Source organism: Streptomyces sp. BPTC-684, from assembly GCF_030028635.1.
Classification (GTDB): domain Bacteria; phylum Actinomycetota; class Actinomycetes; order Streptomycetales; family Streptomycetaceae; genus Streptomyces; species Streptomyces noboritoensis.
The window spans coordinates 2708241-2725563 of record NZ_CP124863.1 but is presented as its reverse complement, the minus strand read 5'-3'; the positions used below and the strand labels follow the sequence as shown (position 1 = coordinate 2725563).

General features: G+C 70.8%; 12 protein-coding genes, 4 tRNA genes and 1 pseudogene. 11 read left to right on the top strand and 6 right to left on the bottom strand.

Annotated features, from left to right (window positions below; genetic code table 11):
- Window positions 1-7: 7 nt before the first annotated feature.
- The 3 genes from QIY60_RS12100 to QIY60_RS12090 form a co-directional block, all read right to left on the bottom strand.
- Window positions 8-81, bottom strand: a tRNA-Phe gene (locus QIY60_RS12100).
- A gap of 24 nt (window positions 82-105) precedes the next feature.
- Window positions 106-180, bottom strand: a tRNA-Asp gene (locus QIY60_RS12095).
- Between the two features lie 39 nt (window positions 181-219).
- A tRNA-Glu gene (locus tag QIY60_RS12090) sits at window positions 220-292 on the bottom strand.
- Between the two features lie 166 nt (window positions 293-458).
- Between QIY60_RS12090 and QIY60_RS12085 the strand changes: the two genes are divergently transcribed.
- From QIY60_RS12085 to QIY60_RS12050, 8 genes are all read left to right on the top strand, one after another.
- Window positions 459-809, top strand: a complete 351-nt coding sequence (locus QIY60_RS12085; RefSeq protein WP_180357222.1) for a metallopeptidase family protein — start codon at window positions 459-461, stop codon at window positions 807-809.
- On the top strand, window positions 806-1318 hold the full coding sequence (locus tag QIY60_RS12080; RefSeq protein ID WP_283142418.1) for a CrcB family protein: 513 nt from the start codon (window positions 806-808) through the stop codon (window positions 1316-1318). The genes QIY60_RS12085 and QIY60_RS12080 overlap by 4 nt, the downstream gene beginning before the upstream one ends.
- Window positions 1315-1677 carry a CrcB family protein gene (locus QIY60_RS12075; protein ID WP_283142417.1) on the top strand — a complete coding sequence of 121 codons (363 nt, stop codon included), beginning with the start codon at window positions 1315-1317 and terminating at the stop codon, window positions 1675-1677. Before QIY60_RS12080 ends, QIY60_RS12075 begins: the two co-directional genes overlap by 4 nt.
- 165 nt (window positions 1678-1842) lie before the next feature.
- Complete coding sequence (locus QIY60_RS12070; protein ID WP_283142416.1) at window positions 1843-2400, top strand: hypothetical protein; 558 nt, start codon at window positions 1843-1845, stop codon at window positions 2398-2400.
- Window positions 2401-2630: 230 nt separating this feature from the next.
- The gene (locus QIY60_RS12065) at window positions 2631-4859 is read left to right on the top strand and encodes a DEAD/DEAH box helicase (RefSeq protein ID WP_283142415.1); all 2229 of its coding nucleotides are present in this window, start codon (window positions 2631-2633) and stop codon (window positions 4857-4859) included.
- A gap of 228 nt (window positions 4860-5087) precedes the next feature.
- Complete coding sequence (locus QIY60_RS12060; RefSeq protein ID WP_283142414.1) at window positions 5088-8051, top strand: VCBS repeat-containing protein; 2964 nt, start codon at window positions 5088-5090, stop codon at window positions 8049-8051.
- Between the two features lie 87 nt (window positions 8052-8138).
- Entirely contained in the window at window positions 8139-9704 is a 1566-nt protein-coding gene (locus tag QIY60_RS12055) for an amino acid permease (protein ID WP_283142413.1), read from the top strand.
- Between the two features lie 113 nt (window positions 9705-9817).
- Window positions 9818-9890: transfer RNA gene (locus tag QIY60_RS12050), tRNA-Lys, on the top strand.
- 142 nt (window positions 9891-10032) lie between these two features.
- Here the strand turns inward: QIY60_RS12050 and QIY60_RS12045 are convergent.
- Both QIY60_RS12045 and QIY60_RS12040 read right to left on the bottom strand, forming a co-directional pair.
- Window positions 10033-11538, bottom strand: a pseudogene (locus QIY60_RS12045) (tyrosine-type recombinase/integrase); the annotation flags it as partial.
- Window positions 11535-12284: a helix-turn-helix transcriptional regulator gene (locus QIY60_RS12040; RefSeq protein WP_283142412.1), complete on the bottom strand. Its 750-nt coding sequence runs from the start codon at window positions 12282-12284 to the stop codon at window positions 11535-11537. The gene QIY60_RS12040 and the pseudogene QIY60_RS12045, both read right to left, overlap by 4 nt.
- A 135-nt stretch (window positions 12285-12419) precedes the next feature.
- Here QIY60_RS12040 and QIY60_RS12035 point away from each other — a divergent pair, with 135 nt between their 5' ends.
- The 3 genes from QIY60_RS12035 (at window position 12420) to QIY60_RS12025 (ending at window position 14132) form a co-directional block, all read left to right on the top strand.
- Entirely contained in the window at window positions 12420-12647 is a 228-nt protein-coding gene (locus QIY60_RS12035; RefSeq protein ID WP_283142411.1) for an integrase, read from the top strand.
- Window positions 12648-12780: 133 nt separating this feature from the next.
- A complete protein-coding gene (locus QIY60_RS12030) occupies window positions 12781-13611 on the top strand; it encodes a hypothetical protein (RefSeq protein WP_283142410.1) in 831 nt (276 codons plus the stop codon).
- The gene (locus tag QIY60_RS12025; protein WP_283142409.1) at window positions 13608-14132 is read left to right on the top strand and encodes a hypothetical protein; all 525 of its coding nucleotides are present in this window, start codon (window positions 13608-13610) and stop codon (window positions 14130-14132) included. Before QIY60_RS12030 ends, QIY60_RS12025 begins: the two co-directional genes overlap by 4 nt.
- Window positions 14133-14370: 238 nt before the next feature.
- On the opposite strand, the gene QIY60_RS12020 is transcribed toward QIY60_RS12025, so the two are convergent.
- Window positions 14371-17247, bottom strand: coding sequence for an FG-GAP-like repeat-containing protein (locus tag QIY60_RS12020; RefSeq protein ID WP_283142408.1), 2877 nt, complete (start codon window positions 17245-17247; stop codon window positions 14371-14373).
- Window positions 17248-17323: the final 76 nt, after the last annotated feature.

Sequence of the window (17323 nt, the reverse complement as noted above, 5' to 3'; positions counted from 1 at the left end):
TCTCTTGTGGCTGGGGCCGGGGTCGAACCGGCGACCTATCGCTTTTCAGGCGATCGCTCGTACCAACTGAGCTACCCAGCCACGCAGTTCACAAGTGAACTGCAGCGGTCCTGACGGGATTTGAACCCGCGGCCTCCACCTTGACAGGGTGGCGAGCACTCCAAACTGCTCCACAGGACCAAGCAATGTGCGAGCACTAGTCTCGCACACGGTAAAGCGTGCCCCCAACGGGATTCGAACCCGTGCTACCGCCTTGAAAGGGCGGCGTCCTGGGCCACTAGACGATGAGGGCTAAGGGCCCACCTGCGCGCTTCGCAGCGCGTCGGGGACGTGAGAAGCATATGGGATGCGGGGAGCTATCGCCAAAACGGTTTCCCGGGGGCCGCTCGGGGGCCGCTGGGGGCTCGCGAGCGGGGCGGGCCGGGGCGGGCCCGCGCCCCATGCGTGACAATGGCCGCGTGCTGGAGATGACGCGCGAGGAGTTCGAGGAACTGGTCGCCGAGGCGCTGGACCGCATCCCGCCGGAGCTGACGCGGCTGATGGACAACGTCGCCGTGTTCGTCGAGGACGAGCCCGCCGCCGACGACCCCGAGCTGCTCGGGCTCTACGAGGGGACTCCGCTCACCGACCGCGGCGAGTGGTACGCGGGCGTGCTCCCCGACCGGATCACCATCTACCGGGGCCCCACCCTGCGGATGTGCGAGTCGCGCGAGGACGTGGTCGCCGAGACCGAGGTGACCGTCGTGCACGAGATCGCCCACCACTTCGGCATCGACGACGAGCGGCTGCACGCCCTGGGCTACGGGTGAGCGCGCCCGAGCGGCCGGAGGCCATCGACCCGGACGTCGACCTCCACGTTCCCGCCCAGCGCGCCGAGACGGCGGGCGGCGCGAAGTGGCCGGTGCTCGCGGTGATCTCGGCGGGCGGGGCGCTGGGGGCGAGCGCCCGGTACGGGCTCGCGCGGGCCTGGCCGGTGCCGGCCGGCGGCTTCCCCTGGTCGACGCTGCTGATCAACGTCCTGGGCTGCGCCCTCATCGGCGTCCTGATGGCGCTGATCAGCGAGGGCGGGCGGCGCGCCCACCATCTGGTGCGGCCGTTCCTCGGGGTCGGCGTGCTCGGCGGCTTCACCACCTTCTCGACGTACGCCGTGGAGGTCTCCCGGTTGCTCGCCCGCCAGCAGGCGGGGCTCGCGATGGCCTACGCGGCCGGGACGCTTCTCGGGGCGCTCGGCGCGGTCGGGCTGGCGGCGACGGCGACCCGGCGGGCGCTGGCCGCGCGGACGAGGGCGGAGACGGAGTACGAGGTGCGGACGCCGTGACCTGGCTGCTCGTGGTCGTGGGCGCGGCCGTCGGCGCGCCGCTGCGCTATCTGACGGACCGTGCGGTGCAGGTCCGCCACGACTCGGTGTTCCCCTGGGGAACGTTCGTCGTCAACGCGGCCGGGAGCCTGCTCCTTGGCGCGCTGACCGGCGCCGCCGCCACCACGGACGCGTACGCGCTGCTCGGCACCGGCCTGTGCGGCGCGCTCACCACGTACTCGACGTTCTCGTACGAGACGCTCCGGCTGGCCGAGCGCGGCTGGAGGTTCCTGGCGGCGGCGAACGTGGCGGCCTCGGTGCTCGTCGGGCTGGGCGCGGTGTTCCTCGGCGCGGGCCTGACGGGCGGCACTCTGGCGTAAGGCGACCGGGGTCCGCCGCTACCTGATCGGGCGGGACCGGATTCGCCGTCACCGGACCACCCGTCGGAATCCCGTTCGTACGGGCGGGTCCTCGGGCGTGTCCCCGGCGGGGAAAAGGGAGTTGGGCACGGCGACCCTGTCCTGCCCGCGCCCCGGAGGCCGCTCGTGCGCCAGTTGTCCGCCCCCGTCCGTTTGGCCGTGACCGCGCTGGTCGTCGCGGCGTCGGCGGGCTGCATGAGTGTGAGCGACGACGGGAAGGCCCCCAAGCCGTCGGTCTCCGCCGGGCGCGAGGGGGCGGTGGCGGAGTCGGACGGGGTCGCCGCGGTCTCCGCCGGGCCCGGCAAGGGGCGGTCCGGCAAGCACGGCGTGAAGGCGTCACCAGGGGCTTCCGCCGCCCCGAGCCCGAGCGGGTCGGCGCCCGGGGCGGGCCCGGCATCGCCCGGCGGCCGCCCCCGGCCGCAGAACCCGCCGCCCCCCGGCGGCGGCACCGCGGGCGGCCCCTCCGCGCCCCCGCAGCAGCCCTCCCAGCCGCCCGCCTCGCCGACCCCGCCCGCGCCCCCGACCAGCGAGCCGCCGCCGGACCCGCCGGCCAGCCCGAAGCCGAGCGACTCGCCGTCCGCCTCCCCGGCCGCCGACACCCGCACCACGGCCCTGCGCGACCACGGCGAGGGGCCCGCGAACCGGACCGAGCCGGCGGCATCGCCGCAGGTGGGGCCGGTTTAGGCGGGGTCAGACCGGTCCGGTGTGATGTGGATCGCAGGGGAGCGGTTTGCGCTCCTGTGGGGGGAGTGCGTATGGTGGTAGATCGTTTGATCCCATTGCCCGGCGCCGACACAGAAGAGCGCCGTGTGGCGCGTACTCTCCCTAGCCGTGGCTGACCGCATTGAGGCGGTCGAATTGCGATTCACGGAGTTTGGGCGCGTGCCGAGACTCCGGAAGGTTTCGCATTTCGCATGTCCATTTCCAGTTCTGACCACACCGTCATGCCCGAGAACGACGAGATCACCGAGATCGTCGCCGTCGACGAGGCCGTCGAGACCGTAGAGGCCGTCGAGGCCGAGATCACCGAGGCCGACGAGGCCGCCGAGCCGACCGTCACCTTCGCGGACCTCGGTCTGCCCGAGGGCGTCGTGCGCAAGCTCGCCCAGAACGGTGTGACCACCCCCTTCCCGATCCAGGCCGCGACCATCCCGGACGCCCTGGCCGGCAAGGACATCCTCGGCCGCGGCCGCACCGGCTCCGGCAAGACCCTCTCCTTCGGTCTGCCGACCCTGGCGCAGCTGGCCGGCGGCCACACCGAGAAGAAGAAGCCCCGCGCGGTCATCCTGACCCCGACCCGCGAGCTCGCGATGCAGGTCGCGGACGCCCTCCAGCCGTACGGCGACGTGCTCGGCCTGAAGATCAAGGTCGTCTGCGGCGGTACGTCGATGGGCAACCAGATCTACGCCCTGGAGCGCGGTGTCGACATCCTCGTCGCCACCCCGGGCCGACTGCGCGACATCATCAACCGTGGCGCCTGCTCCCTGGAGAACGTCCAGGTCGCGGTCCTCGACGAGGCCGACCAGATGTCGGACCTGGGCTTCCTGCCCGAGGTCACCGAGCTGTTCGACCAGATCCCCGAGGGCGGCCAGCGCATGCTCTTCTCCGCCACCATGGAGAACGAGATCGGCACGCTGGTCAAGCGCTACCTGAAGAACCCGGTCAGCCACGAGGTCGACAGCGCCCAGGGCAACGTCACCACGATGACCCACCACGTCCTCGTCGTGAAGCCGAAGGACAAGGCGCCGGTCACGGCCGCCATCGCCGCCCGCAAGGGCCGCACGATCATCTTCGTCCGTACCCAGCTGGGCGCCGACCGCATCGCCGAGCAGCTCGTCGAGGCGGGCGTGAAGGCGGACGCGCTGCACGGCGGCATGACGCAGGGCGCCCGTACCCGCGTCCTCGCGGACTTCAAGGACGGTTACGTCAACGCGCTGGTCGCCACCGACGTCGCCGCCCGAGGCATCCACGTCGACGGCATCGACCTGGTCCTGAACGTGGACCCGGCCGGTGACCACAAGGACTACCTGCACCGCTCGGGCCGTACCGCCCGTGCCGGCCGCTCCGGTGTCGTGGTCTCGCTGGCGCTTCCGCACCAGCGCCGCCAGATCTTCCGCCTGATGGAGGACGCGGGCGTCGACGCCTCGCGCCACATCGTCGGCGGTGGCGGCGCCTTCGACCCGGAGGTCGCCGAGATCACCGGCGCCCGTTCGCTGACCGAGGTCCAGGCCGACTCCGCGAACAACGCCGCCAAGCAGGCCGAGCGCGAGGTCGCCGAGCTCACCAAGCAGCTGGAGCGTCTGACGCGCCGCGCCGCCGAGCTCCGCGAGGAGGCCGACCGCCTGGTCGCCCGCTCCGCCCGTGAGCGCGGCGAGGACCCGGAGGCCGCTGTCGCCGAGGTGGCCGAGGCCGCCGAGGCCGAGGTCGCGGCCGCCGTCGTGGCCGCCGAGCCGGTCGCGCAGGAGCGCGCCGAGCGCCCGGCGTACGACCGTGACCGCCGTGACGACCGGGGCAACTTCGACCGCCGCGAGCGTCGTGACGACCGCGGCGACCGTGGCGGCTTCCGTCGCGACGACCGTCCGTCCGGTGGCTTCAACCGCGACCGCAACGACCGTGGTTTCGAGCGTCGTGACGACAACCGTGGTGGCGGCTTCCGCCGCGACGACCGTCGTGATGACAACCGCGGTGGCGGCTTCCGCCGTGACGACCGTCCGTCGGGCGGTTTCAACCGGGACCGTAACGACCGTGGTTTCGAGCGTCGTGACGACAACCGTGGTGGCGGCTTCAACCGCGACCGCAACGACCGTCCCTCCGGCGGCTTCCGTCGCGACGACCGTCCGTCGGGCGGTTTCAACCGGGACCGTAACGACCGTGGTTTCGAGCGTCGTGACGACAACCGTGGTGGCGGCTTCAACCGCGACCGCAACGACCGTCCCTCCGGCGGCTTCCGCTCCGGTGGCGGCGACCGCCCGTTCAACCGCGACCGCAACGACCGCCCCGCGGGCGGCTTCCGCTCCGGTGGCGGCAGCGGCGACCGTCCGTACGGCCGTCGTGACGACCACCGCGGTGGCGGCACCGGCTCGAACACCGGCTCCTCCTTCGGGCGCCGTGACGACAAGCCGCGCTGGAAGCGCAACGGCTGAGGCTGAGTCCCAGTAGCAAGTGTTGGGCCCGTACGGCACCCACCGGGTGCGGTACGGGCCCTTCCGTTTGCCCGCGTAATCCCACGTCACAGCACATGCGGCTCCTGTTAGGGTCAAACCTCGTATGGGGGGTTTCGGAGAGCCGGGGGGCTTTTCTGCGCAACGCTGCCGCGCGGTACACCGCGCGCCGTGCGCCCTCCCATGCCCAAAGGTTTCGGGAGCATCAACTTGAGACGTCACACACTCGTACGGAACGCGATCGCCGCAGTCACCGCGCTCGGCATCGCGGCCGCCGTCGCTCCACTGGCCACGGCCCCGGCCTTCGCGGCGGACGCCCCGGCGGAACTCACCGTTCCCGCCGAGCGCACGCCCGACCACAACGCGACCGTGATCAACGGCGCGGGCGAGACCGGCTATCTGTCCGGCTGGACCCAGGTCGGGTTCCACTGGACCTCGTACGCGGACGGCTCCACCGCGCCGGTCGTCATGCCGCAGGGCATGACCACCGCATGGGGCACCGGCACGGACACCCTCGTCCTGACCGGCAAGGACACCACCTCCGTCGTCCAGCGGAACATGAAGGACGGCTCCGAGCGGACCCTGCCGCTGCCCAAGGGCCAGCTGTTCGCCGGGACCTTCGGCGACGTCGTGGTCACCGACGGCCCGCTCGGCATGCGCCTGCTGTCCTGGGAGGACGGCAAGGTCCAGGAGACGCCGGTCAGTGGAGCCGGGCAGCTCCACTCGCTCTACCAGGGGAACAAGGACGGCATGTTCGTCCAGAAGGACCTCTCGGGCATGACCATGATCTGCTGGCTGGGCCGCGACGGAATCGCCCGCTCCACCCACCTCCAGGCGGAGCAGTTCGACAACGGCAAGATCGAGGTCGGCGGCGACCGCGCGGTCCAGTGGACCAAGGACGGCAAGGCCACGGTCTGGAAGACGTCGGACTTCTGGGCGTCCACGGACCAGCTCACGATCGGCGGGTACGACAGCTCCCAGCTGCTCGGCGCGGTCGGCGACAACGTCCTGGTGGCGCGCCGCGTCTCGACCGGCGGCCAGCGGTACTCCTCGCTCGACTACCGCGTGGTCGCCGTACCGCTCAAGGGCGGCCCCGAGCGGGTCGTCCTGGAGAAGGCGACCGCGATGGCCCGCTTCAAGCCCGACGGGACGATGCTGATCGGCGCGGTGGTCGACGGCCACCAGGGCGTGTACGCGGTCGGCTCCTCGCTGGACGTCACCAAGGTCCGCGAGTCGCCCGCCCTCGCGTCGGTGCCGACGGCGCTGACCCTGGCGCAGGGCCGCCTGAACACGGTGGACCGGGTGCCGGGCGAGGACGGCGCCGAGGCGCGGCTGCGCGGCCTCGACCTGTCGGTCACGGGCCCGCTGACGGCCGGTCAGCGCACCGACCGGGGCGCGGACGCCAAGGACTTCCCGGCCGGCGCCACCCCGGAGATCCAGGCCACCGGCGACGGGCGCCTGGTGTACCGGCTCGCCGACGGCACGGTGAAGGTCCTCGACGAGGGCGCCAAGCTGCCCGCGCGCACGCTGGGCGTGAAGGCGGACGAGCTGCGGGTGTCGGGCCGTTACGCGGCCACCTACCAGCAGGGCGCGCGGGTCCAGGTCACCGACCTCGACACGGGCGCGGTCGTCTACACGGGCATCGGCACCCGCGACTTCGCCCTCTCGGGCAGCACGCTGTGGATCGGCAACGACCCGGGCAGCGCGCAGGCGATCGACGTCCGTACGGGCAAGGCCACCGGCAAGCGGATCTCCGTCCCCTGCCTGATGACCTCACTCCAGGCGCAGGGCGGCGACGTCTACTGGGAGTGCGACCGGGACAAGTCCGGGGTGTACGACACGGCGGCCGAGAAGAACATCGAGCTGCCCGCCCACCAGGGCGCCCTGCTCGGCGACGGCTATGTCGCCTGGCAGAAGGACGGCGAGCTGAGCGTCACGGACCTGCGCGGCACCACGGGCACGCACAAGGTCGGCAAGCCCGCGGTGGCCAAGCCCGGCCAGGGCTGGACGGTCGACCGCTTCGGCGGCGCGGTGGCGTACGTGGACGCGTCCGGCGACACGCACGTGGCGCCGTCCGGGGTCCGGAGCGCTCCCGTACGCGCGCTGGACGAGGACTTCCCGGCGGCGGTCGACGCCAAGTCGGCGGCGCGGACGGTCCGTTGGTGGGCGTCGAAGCCGCTGGTCTCCTGGGACCTGACCCTGGTGGACCTGGCGACCCGTAACACGGTCCTCGTGTCCACCGGCCAGGAGACGCGCGGCCAGGTGCGCCTCGACTGGGACGGAAAGAACTCCTCCGGCAAGGACCTGCCGGCCGGGAAGTACGCCTGGTACGTGACGGCGGTCCCCGCCGACGGCGGCCCGGACCAGACGTTCACCACCCCGTTCGAGGTGAAGGGTTCGGGTCCGGCCCCGCGCGACTACGTCGGCGCCGACGGCCTGGGCGACCTGCTCGCCGTCACCCCCGCCGGAGTCGCGGACTTCCGCGCGGGCGGCGGCGGCGAGGTCGACGCGAAGGTGTCGGGCAGCGGCTGGACCGGCGCGAACGAGGTGTCGGCGGCGGTCCCGTTCGACGACGTGGACGGCGACGGCAAGAACGACGTCCTGGTCCGCCTGACGAGCGGCGAGCTCCGCGCGTACAAGCCGGGCGGCAAGGCGCTGACCCCCTCCACCCCGTACGCGAAGATCGGCTCGGGCTGGAACATCTTCGACGCGCTGACGTCCCCGGGCGACCTGACGGGCGACGGCCGGGCGGACCTGATCGCCCGTGAGGCGTCGAGCGGCGACCTCTACCTGTACGAGGCGAACGGGTCCGGGAACTTCAAGTCCCGCGTGAAGATCGGCACCGGCTGGAAGAACTACCTGCTGGCGTCGGGCGCGGGCGACCTGAACGGCGACGGCAAGGCGGACCTGCTGGCCCGCGACGCGGCGGGCGTGCTGTGGCTGTACCCGGGCACGGGCGGCGGCACCCTGGCCACGCGCGTGAAGATCGGCGGCGGCTGGCAGGTCTACAACGCCCTGGTCGGCGCGGGCGACCTGAACGGCGACGGCAAGCCGGACCTGCTGGCGCGCGGCACGGACGGCGTGCTGTGGTCGTACGCGGGTGACGGCGAGGGCAACTTCGGCGGCCGGGTGAAGGTCGGCGGGGGCTGGCAGATGTACAAGTACCTGTTCTAGTAATCGGCCCCGGGGCTCAGGCCCTTGGGCTGATTTTTGGCCAAGCCTGGCGCATGTCATGCCCCCAGCGAGGGAATCGCTGGGGGCATGACAAGTGACGCGAGTGCGAATCCGGGTGCCCAAGGGGCCCCGGACGGTCTCGGTCCGGCGGGCGACGGCGCGGTCGCTTCGGCGATCGGCAGCGGCGCGACGTCCGACGAAGAGCGGCTGGCGCAGCTCGGCTACACCCAGGTGCTGGCCCGCCGGATGTCCGGCTTCGCCAACTACGCCGTCTCGTTCACCATCATCTCGGTGCTCTCCGGCTGCCTGACGATGTACGCGTTCGGCATGAACACCGGCGGCCCGGCCCTGATCACCTGGGGCTGGGTCGGGGTGGGCCTGATGACGCTGCTCGTCGGCCTGTCGATGGCCGAGATCTGCTCGGCGTACCCGACGTCGGCGGGCCTGTACTTCTGGGCGCACCGGCTGGCGCCCGAGTGGAGCGCGGCCGCCTGGGCCTGGTTCACGGGCTGGTTCAACGTGCTCGGCCAGGTCGCGGTGACGGCCGGGATCGACTTCGGGGCGGCGTCGTTCCTGGGCGCGTACCTGAACCTCCAGTGGGACTTCGAGGTGACGCCGGGCCGTACGATCGCGCTCTTCGCGGCGATCCTCGTCCTCCACGGCCTCCTGAACACCTTCGGCGTCAGGATCGTGGCGATCCTGAACGGCGTGAGCGTGTGGTGGCACGTGCTGGGCGTGGCGGTGATCGTGGGCGCGCTGACCTTCACGCCGGACCACCACCGCTCGACGGCGTTCGTCTTCACCCACTACGTGAACAACACGGGCTGGGGCAGCGGCTTCTACGTGGTCCTCATCGGCCTCCTCATGGCCCAGTACACCTTCACCGGCTACGACGCCTCCGCGCACATGACGGAGGAGACCCACGACGCGTCGACGGCGGGCCCGCGGGGGATAGTGCGCGCGATCTGGACATCATGGATAGCGGGCTTCGTCCTGCTGCTCGGCTTTACGTACGCGATCCAGTCGTACGACGACGAGCTCGGCTCGGCGACGGGCGCACCACCGGCCCAGATCCTGCTGGACGCGCTTGGGGCGACGACGGGCAAGCTGCTCCTGCTGGTGGTGATCGGGGCGCAGCTGTTCTGCGGAATGGCGTCGGTGACGGCCAACTCCCGTATGATCTATGCCTTTTCGCGCGACGGCGCGCTCCCGTTCTCGCGCGTCTGGCACACGGTGAGCCCGCGCACCCGCACCCCGGTGGCGGCGGTCTGGCTGGCGACGACGGGCGCGCTGGCGCTCGGCCTCCCGTACCTGATCAACGTCACGGCGTACGCGGCGGTGACGTCGATCGCGGTGATAGGCCTGTACATCGCGTACGTGATCCCGACGCTGCTACGCCTGCTGCGGGGCGACTCGTTCGAACGCGGCCCCTGGCACCTGGGCCGCTGGTCCCGCCCGATCGGCGTGGCGGCGGTGGCCTGGGTGGCGCTGATCACGGTCCTGTTCATGCTGCCCCAGCTGTCCCCGGTGACCTGGGAGAACTTCAACTACGCCCCGGTCGCGGTCCTGGCGGTCCTCGGCTTCGCGACGGTGTGGTGGGCGGTGTCGGCCCGCCACTGGTTCCTCCGCCCACCGTCGACCCCGCCCCGATGACCTGCGCATCCACGCCCCACTGACCGCCGAATGGGCCCCACCGGGCCCGGAAGCCGATACCCGATCGGCTGCCGGGCCCTGTCGGGCTATGCTGCGGGGGTGCGGTATGCCAAGGGCCATTAGCTCAATTGGCAGAGCAGCGGACTTTTAATCCGTTGGTTGTCGGTTCGAGTCCGACATGGCCTACCGGTCGCGGAAAGGGCTTCGTAGCTCCTGACCTGCGCCTTAGCGCCCCGTCTGGCTTCGCCGGGCGGGGCGCTTCGCTGTGTCCGGCCTTGTTGCTGGCCCCATGTGAGCCCGAGGTGAGCCCGGGAGTGCGGGGAGCGCGTCGGGGGATGAGTTGGGCGGCCTTCTCGGCGATCTCCCGGTCGAGCTCCGGGAGCAGGCTCGTGTACGTGTCCGATGTGAGCGCGATGGTCGAGTGCCGCAGGGTCTCCTTCACCGCGTGGATGTCGCCACCTCCGCCGTGCGTGAGGGTCGCGGCGACGTGCCGCAAGTCCCGCAGCGTGATGGGTGGGAGGCCGGTCGTCGCGAGGATGCGGCGGAAAGTCTCGGAGACGGTTTCGGGGTGCAGCCAGGAGCCGTCTTCCTGCGTGAAGACCTTGCCCGTGTCGTGCCACGTCTCGCCGCGCGCGAGCCGGGCCCGCTTCATCTCCTCCTGGCGCTGTCGATGCGCCGTCAGGACGGTGACGTTCAGGCTGTCGAGCGCGATCGTGCTCGCGCTGCCGTCGGTCTTGGGCTCGGACTCGTACACGTCCCAGCCGTCGACCACGAGTTCCTTCGCCGGCGTGATGCTGCCGCCGACGAGGTCGACCTCGGTCCAGTCCTGGCCGACCCCTTCGCCGCGTCGCAGGCCGCGCGTCCCGACGAGGTGGAAGAAGGCGTACAGCGGGTCGTCCTCGGCGGCGTCGAGGAAGGTGCCGTACTGCTCCGGCGTCCACACCATGACCGCGCTCGGGATCTCGCCCGTCTCACGCCACCGCCGTACGCGCTCGGCGGTCCACAGGAGTGGCTTGGGCCGCTTGCCGGATTCGAGCTCGACGTGAGCGGCGGCGTTGAAGATGATCAGCTGCTCCGAGATCGCGGAGTTGAGCGCGGCGCGCAGGGTGCGTCGGATGCTCTGGCGGGTCGCAGGGCCCGTGATCCTTCGGAACGGCTTCATCTCGGCGAGCTTGGCCCGTTCGACGGCAAGGCGCTCCCGCTCGGCCGCGACGGGCCGCCCCGGTTTGCTCGGCTTGCAGCGTGCGACCTGCTCGTGCCGGGCCTGGTTCTCGGCCGCGATCACCTCGTTCTCGTCTGCGATGGCGTCGAACATGCGGACCAGGTGGCGGACGCTGAGCCGGTCGAGCCGGATGTTCCCGATGCGCGGCTTCAAGTGCACCTTGATGTGCGAGGCGTACCCGCCCGTCGTCCTGCGGCGGGTCTTCTTGCCCGCGATCCACTCGTCGAGCCACTCCCCGACAGTCGTGCGCACGGTGAGGTCGGACCCGGTCTGGAAGCGGCGCTTGGTCTCGTCGTAATCCGGTATCGGCTCCTTGGCGGCCGATACCTGGGCGAGTAGATCGCCGATGCGCTGTCGGCCGTCGGTGTCGTCCTCGTCCGGGATCGCGATTAACGCGCGCACCTTGTCGAGGTCGCCCTGCGCCTTCGTCTGGGAGTCGTAGCCGCTGCGGCGGAAGGTGCGGCGGGTCTTCCCGTCCTCGCCGGGCGGCAGCTCCTGGCGGACGTTCCACAGGCCGTGGCGCCGGTTCTTGAGCTTCGGGCACGACTGCCCGTACTGCTTGCCGGTCTCCGGGTTCCGGCACGCGCATCTCCGGAAGGTCGAGCCGCTCACTCGGCCCCCTCCCCAGCCTGCGTTTTGGAGACCGGGACGGCCTCCGGGTGGTCGAGCAGCCCGAACTCGCGCATGTCCTGGACCCACCTGGCGTCGTACTCCGGGATGCGGAGGCCGAGTTCGGTCATCTCGTTGAGGACGGTGGCGAGGTCCTGGAGCCGGTCGAGGTAGACCCCGCGCGCCTTGCGGGTCTCTTCGGCGTCCGCGCCGTGCCGCTCTTGGGCGAAGTGGTGCCGCCCGGTGGCCTTCTGCAGCGCGGCCTGGGCGGCTTGGAGGCTGCGATACACCTCGGTCGGCACGGACACTTGCCGCCAGACCTCCATGCGGCCGGGGCCGTCACCGCCGCCGATCTTCGTGCTGTCGGCGATGATCCGCCCGCGTTCGTCGCGGGAGGCCGGCGGTTCTTCGCCCGTGACCCACCGCCACGCGTAGTGGGGGTGCAGTCCGCCCCATCGCGTCGGCGAGGGGACGCGGTCCACGCTGCCGAGGGGGAGGGCGAGCAGCAGCGGTGGGACGCCGAGTGCGTACGCGAAGGTCATCAGCTCGTCGACGGTGACCTCGCGGCGTCGCTTGCCGCTCTTGTCCCGGCGACCGGTCTCGATGTTCGTGATGGTCGCGTACGTCAACTCCGGGGCGCCGATCCGGGCGCATTCCTCGGCGAGCTGCTCGCGGTTGAGCCCGAGGCGCGTCCGGTGCATCCGGATCTGGTCGGCGACCAGGTCACTCAAGATCTCATGACTGTGCATATCGACACGTTAGCGCATCGAATTGCGTCGTGTCGTTGGGTGCCGTAGTTTGTGATCAAGGTCGATTCGAACTGTCGACTACGCAAAACGACACGCCTAGGAGGTGTGGTGCCCGACGCCCAGAACGCCCGAGAGATGACCCACGCAGAACTGCTCGACCTGCCGGTGAGCTTCCCCCTGGAAACAGCCAACCGTGCGCTGGCCATCGGTCGGACGAACGGCTACTTCATGGCCAAGACCGGCACTTACCCCGTACGAGTCCTCCAGCACGGTCGCGCCTACCGCGTCACCCGCTACGACCTGCTGCGCTACCTCGGCCTCGAACCCGCCCCGGCCGACCGCGCGCCCCGAATCCGGCTCTGAGCTCCTTGAAACCCGTACGAGCAGACAGAACGGCGGCACGGGGTGCGAACGACGAAGCCCGCCCCGCGCCGCCGCACGGAGATTTACTCATGAACAAGAGTACTCAGCCGTACCACGCAGGGCCGGTGGCCACATGAGCCTCGACGCCATGGACTGGGTATGGACCCGGTCCGCAGCCAAGGGAATCGCCCGCCTCGTCCTGGTGGCCATCGCGGACAAGTGCCCCCGCACCGACTACACCGCCTACGCCGGTACGACGATGCTCATGCGGTGCACCAACGCCTCCCGTACGGGCGTGAGGACGGCCGTGGACACGTTGATCGCCTTGGGCGAGCTGGAGATCGTGGAGGGCGCCAGAGGGCCGCGTGGCGAGACCGTGTACCGCCTTCCGCACGCTGTCGGCCACTTCCGCTCCGCAACAGACGGATCGGGCAGACAGGGGGCCGGATTCCGTCCCGGACCGGATCGTGGCCCCCATTGGGAACTGGCCCCGAGGGGAGCGGAATCCAATCCTGCCCGGGGCCAGAAGCCGACCCGGGCAGGGGCAGATATCCGGCCCCAGAACGCAAGGAACCAAGAAGAACTCAAGGAACAGCAGCCACGCGCGACGCAGCAGTCGGCTCCCATGTCGGATGAGGTGGCCGAACTCGTCTCCGCGCTTCGGGAAGCCGGTGTGGCGGCCGACTGGCGCCTTGGCGGTGATGAGCAGCGGGCGGTGCGAGACCTCGTCGAGCGGCACGGCGTGGAGACTCTCGTCGCCCGTGCTCTGAGCCGTACAGGAGCGGGCATGGGCCCGAAACCTCCCCGGTACTGGCTGAAGGTCTGGGGCGACCTCGATCGTGCGCCTCTGCCGGACAGCGGGGCAACCGTCATCCCGCTGCATGCCGCCGCGCCCCGTACCCATCGCGATGCCCTCGCCGCAGGACTCGCACTCGTCAACGCGCAGGAAGGGTTCGCCCGATGAACCACGAGAACGTCGCCGCGCTCCTGCACCATGCGGCTGGGCTTGACAGCCGCATGCACCGCGCGGTGGTCACCGACCAGCAGGCCGCCACGCTGATACGCACGTGGACCGACGCGCTGAGGGACATCCCCGCCGTCGTCGAAAGCGTGCGCTGGGATGCCGCTGTCGCCGTAAGGCGCTTCTACGACCAGGCGGGCGGTGATCGTTCAGCGAAGTTCCACGCGATCCAGCCGAGCGACATCCGTGCCGCATGGAGTCCACACCGCGCTGAGCTGATGAACCGGCACGTAGACCCGACGCCCGCTGCCGACCCCGACGACGTGGCGGCCTACCTGAGCGAGCTGAGAGCCACCCGCGCAGCGGTCGCCAGTGGCCGGACGGCACCCAGCGGTCAACGCCAGCTCGCGCCCGCGGTTTCGGACCCTGTGGTGGGCTGCTCCGCCGCTGGACCGGCGGTTCCCGCGCAGATCCGCCGGGAGCTCGCTCGGGTCCGGGAAGGCGCAATGAGGGCAGCCGCCTGACGGCTCAGGCCCCCGGACCGGGTGTGTGCCGTTGGAGGCCATGGCGGGCATTGATGAGGGGAAGGAACCGGTGCCTGGTCCTCGGAATGGGCAGAAGAGGAAACGTCCAGCGTGTGGGGCGAGCGGCCCGAAACTGCCCCACTATTGCCCTACTTTCGCCCTACCCCGATTGACCTGTGAGCCGGACCGGCATGTCGCCCCGTTCAGAGACGGGGCGACATGCCGGAGGGGCGGATGGCTAGAAGAGGTACTTGTACATCTGCCAGCCGCCGCCGATCCGCTGGCGTCCGGCGAAGTTGCCCTTGCCGTCGCCTGCGTAGGACCACAGGACACCGGAGGTGTCGCGGGCGAGCAGGTCGGGCTTGCCGTCGCCGTTCAGGTCGCCCGCGCCCACCAGCGCGTTGTACACCTGCCAGCCGCCGCCGACCTTCACCCGGGTGGCGAGGGTGCCCTTACCGGTGCCGGGGTAAAGCCACAGGACACCGGAGGCGTCACGGGCCAGGAGGTCCGCCTTGCCGTCGCCGTTCACGTCACTTGCTCCGGTGAGCGCGTAGCCCGTCCAGCCACGGCCGATCTTCACGCGGGGCTTGAAGTTCCGGGCGCCGTTGTCCGCGTACAGGTACAGGTCACCCGTCGACGCCTCCCGGGCGAGCACGTCCGGGCGGCCGTCGCCCGTCAGGTCGCCCGGGGAGGTCAGGGTGTCGTAGATGTTCCAGCCGGTGCCGACACGGGTGTACCCCGCCTCCGACGACAGCCCGCTGCCGGGATAGACGTTGTAGGCGCGCAGCTCGCCACTCGACACGCGTACCAGCACGTCGTTGCGGCGGTCGCCGTTGAAGTCCCCGAAGGGAACGGCCGAGGTCACGCTCTTCCAACTCGCACCCGAGAGCTTGCCGTCGACGCCCCCGCGTCCGGTGCCGAGCCGGAAGTCGAGGGCCCCGTTCGGGGTGATGCCCAGCAGATCACCGAGGCCGTCGCTGTCGAGGTCCCGGAACTTGTCCGAGTAGGACCACAGGCGGATGTCACCGCTCGCCAGCTCGCGCAGCCCCGCGCCATCGCCGCTGTCCACCTTCAGCCGCCACGTCTGGTGGCCTCCGGGGACCACTGCCCCCTTGTCGTCGGCACCGTCCCAGACGGCCGACACCAGCGCGCCCTGATCCTTGCCGGCACCCCGGAGGGTGCGCACGACGCGCCCCTTGGAGTCCTCCACCGTCACCGCCCAGGCGACCGGGAGCTGTGACAGCTGCCAGGAGCCATGCCACTTGTACCCGTCCCAGTCACTGCCGTCCACGCGCGCCTCGGTGTCGGCGTGGGAGTCGGTGACCGCCAGAGGGGACCGCCGAACCGTCACCCGCCTGATGTGGATGCGCTCCTCGGCGTCCACGTAGGCGAGGTCGCCGCCGAACTTGTCGACCGTCCACGACAGACGGCGGTCGTCGTCCTGGCTCTTCTTGGGTTCGCCCACCTCGGACGTCGTGGGCGTGGTCCCGGCTCCCTCGCTGAAGTCGGTGAGTGCCAGCTTGTTGGCGGTGTGGTCGTGGCGGACGGTGAAGCCGTCGCCGAGGAGCACGTCTCCGCCGGGCACCGCGACGCTGCGCTTCAACTCGCGGTCGTAGACCCCTGCCTTGTCCGGGCCGCAGCTCCAGTAGATCCAGCGGCCGAGGGCTTGGAGTTCCTGGGGGTTGCAGCCGACGTCGGCTGTCGAGGTGGTCTGCTTGGACCGAAGGTCGTACGCCTCGATCGTGCCCGCGTTGCCGACGGGCCGCCACAGCGTGCTGCCCCACAGCGCGGCGGAGCTCTTCGCTCCGGACAGCAGAATGCTGTCGCTCACGCCCTGCTTGAGGGTTCCGACGTACTGCTGGGAAGTGGTACGGCCGATCGCGTACTGGCCGAAGCCGTCGACGAGGGTGGCGGTGTCCGGCAGCGCGACGCTCGTCTCCTTGCCGGTGTCGCCCGGCGAGACCAGTTCCTGGCCCCTCTCGAACACCGTGTGGCCGTCCCCGAGCGCCTGGATACGAGTGCCCAGCCCGGGGTTGGCGCGCACTATCGGCTCGGCCACCTCGCCAGTCGCAGAGATCTTCCGCTCGTACAGGGACGTGGACGCATCCCTCTCTGAGTCGCTGAAATAGCTCAGCGCGCCTGTGCCGAGCGCGATCCCCTTGACCTGTGCCGTCACGGGCGGCAGTTCCCGTACGACAGTGAGGCTCGGGGCCCCGTCCGCGCCGACCGTGACCCGGCGGATCGCCCAGTCCTTGGGGCCGGTGCCGCCGGTGACCAGCGCGGTACCGTCCGGGGCGGCCACGACACCCGCACCCGCGTACGCGAGGAGCTCGCGAGGCGTACCGCCGGTGACCGGCATGGCCCACAGCTTGTTGCCCCGGACGTGGGTGAAGGTCGGGTCGAGCGTGTAGCGGAAGACGATCCAGTCGCCGACCACCGTGGGACGCAGGTAGGTCTGTTCGGTGCCCGTCGGTGTGGGCAGGGGAACTTTGGTCTCGGCCGACGGATCGTCTCTGTGAATGACGTGGAGGGGCTCGTCCGCCCTGGCGAACCCGAGGACGTAACCCTTGGCCAGCGCGATGCCAAGCCCACCGAAACTCCTTGGGAGGGCGCTGACCGTGCCGGTGCCGTACCGGAGGAGGTACGTGTTGGGAACGTTCCCCCGGAGCCCGAAGCGCAGCACCGCGCCGTCACCGTCCTGCTTGACGACGACAGCGGCTGTCGCGCCCTGCGGGAGCCCGGTCAGAGGCTGCTCAATGACTTTTCCGTCTGTTTTCCGGAACACGCTGATGCCACTGATCACCTTGTCCGTCAGCCGGTAGGCGACCACGGAGTCCGTGGTGTACGCGCTGGTCCAGCGGTAGCCGTCCGGGAGCTCCACTGTGGTGGCGGCACCGGTGGCCTGATCGGTGATCTGGATCGCGGACGGGTTGGCCCAGGTGCCGATCACTTGCGCGCGCAGCCCCGAGTGATCCCGGGGGCTGGGCGCCGCGTAGTCGGTCAGTCGCTTGGTCTCACCGGAGCGGTTGTCCGTCCAGAGTGTGCCCTCGGTGCCCTCCTCTTGGCGGACGTACCCGGTGGCTCCGGCCTCTAGGACCTCGCCCGCACGCGGCATGAAGCGTGTCTCGGCAGGCAGAACCACCTCTGAGGCATCGCCCTGTGGTGCGGTGGCATGGGGCACGGCCGTGGCG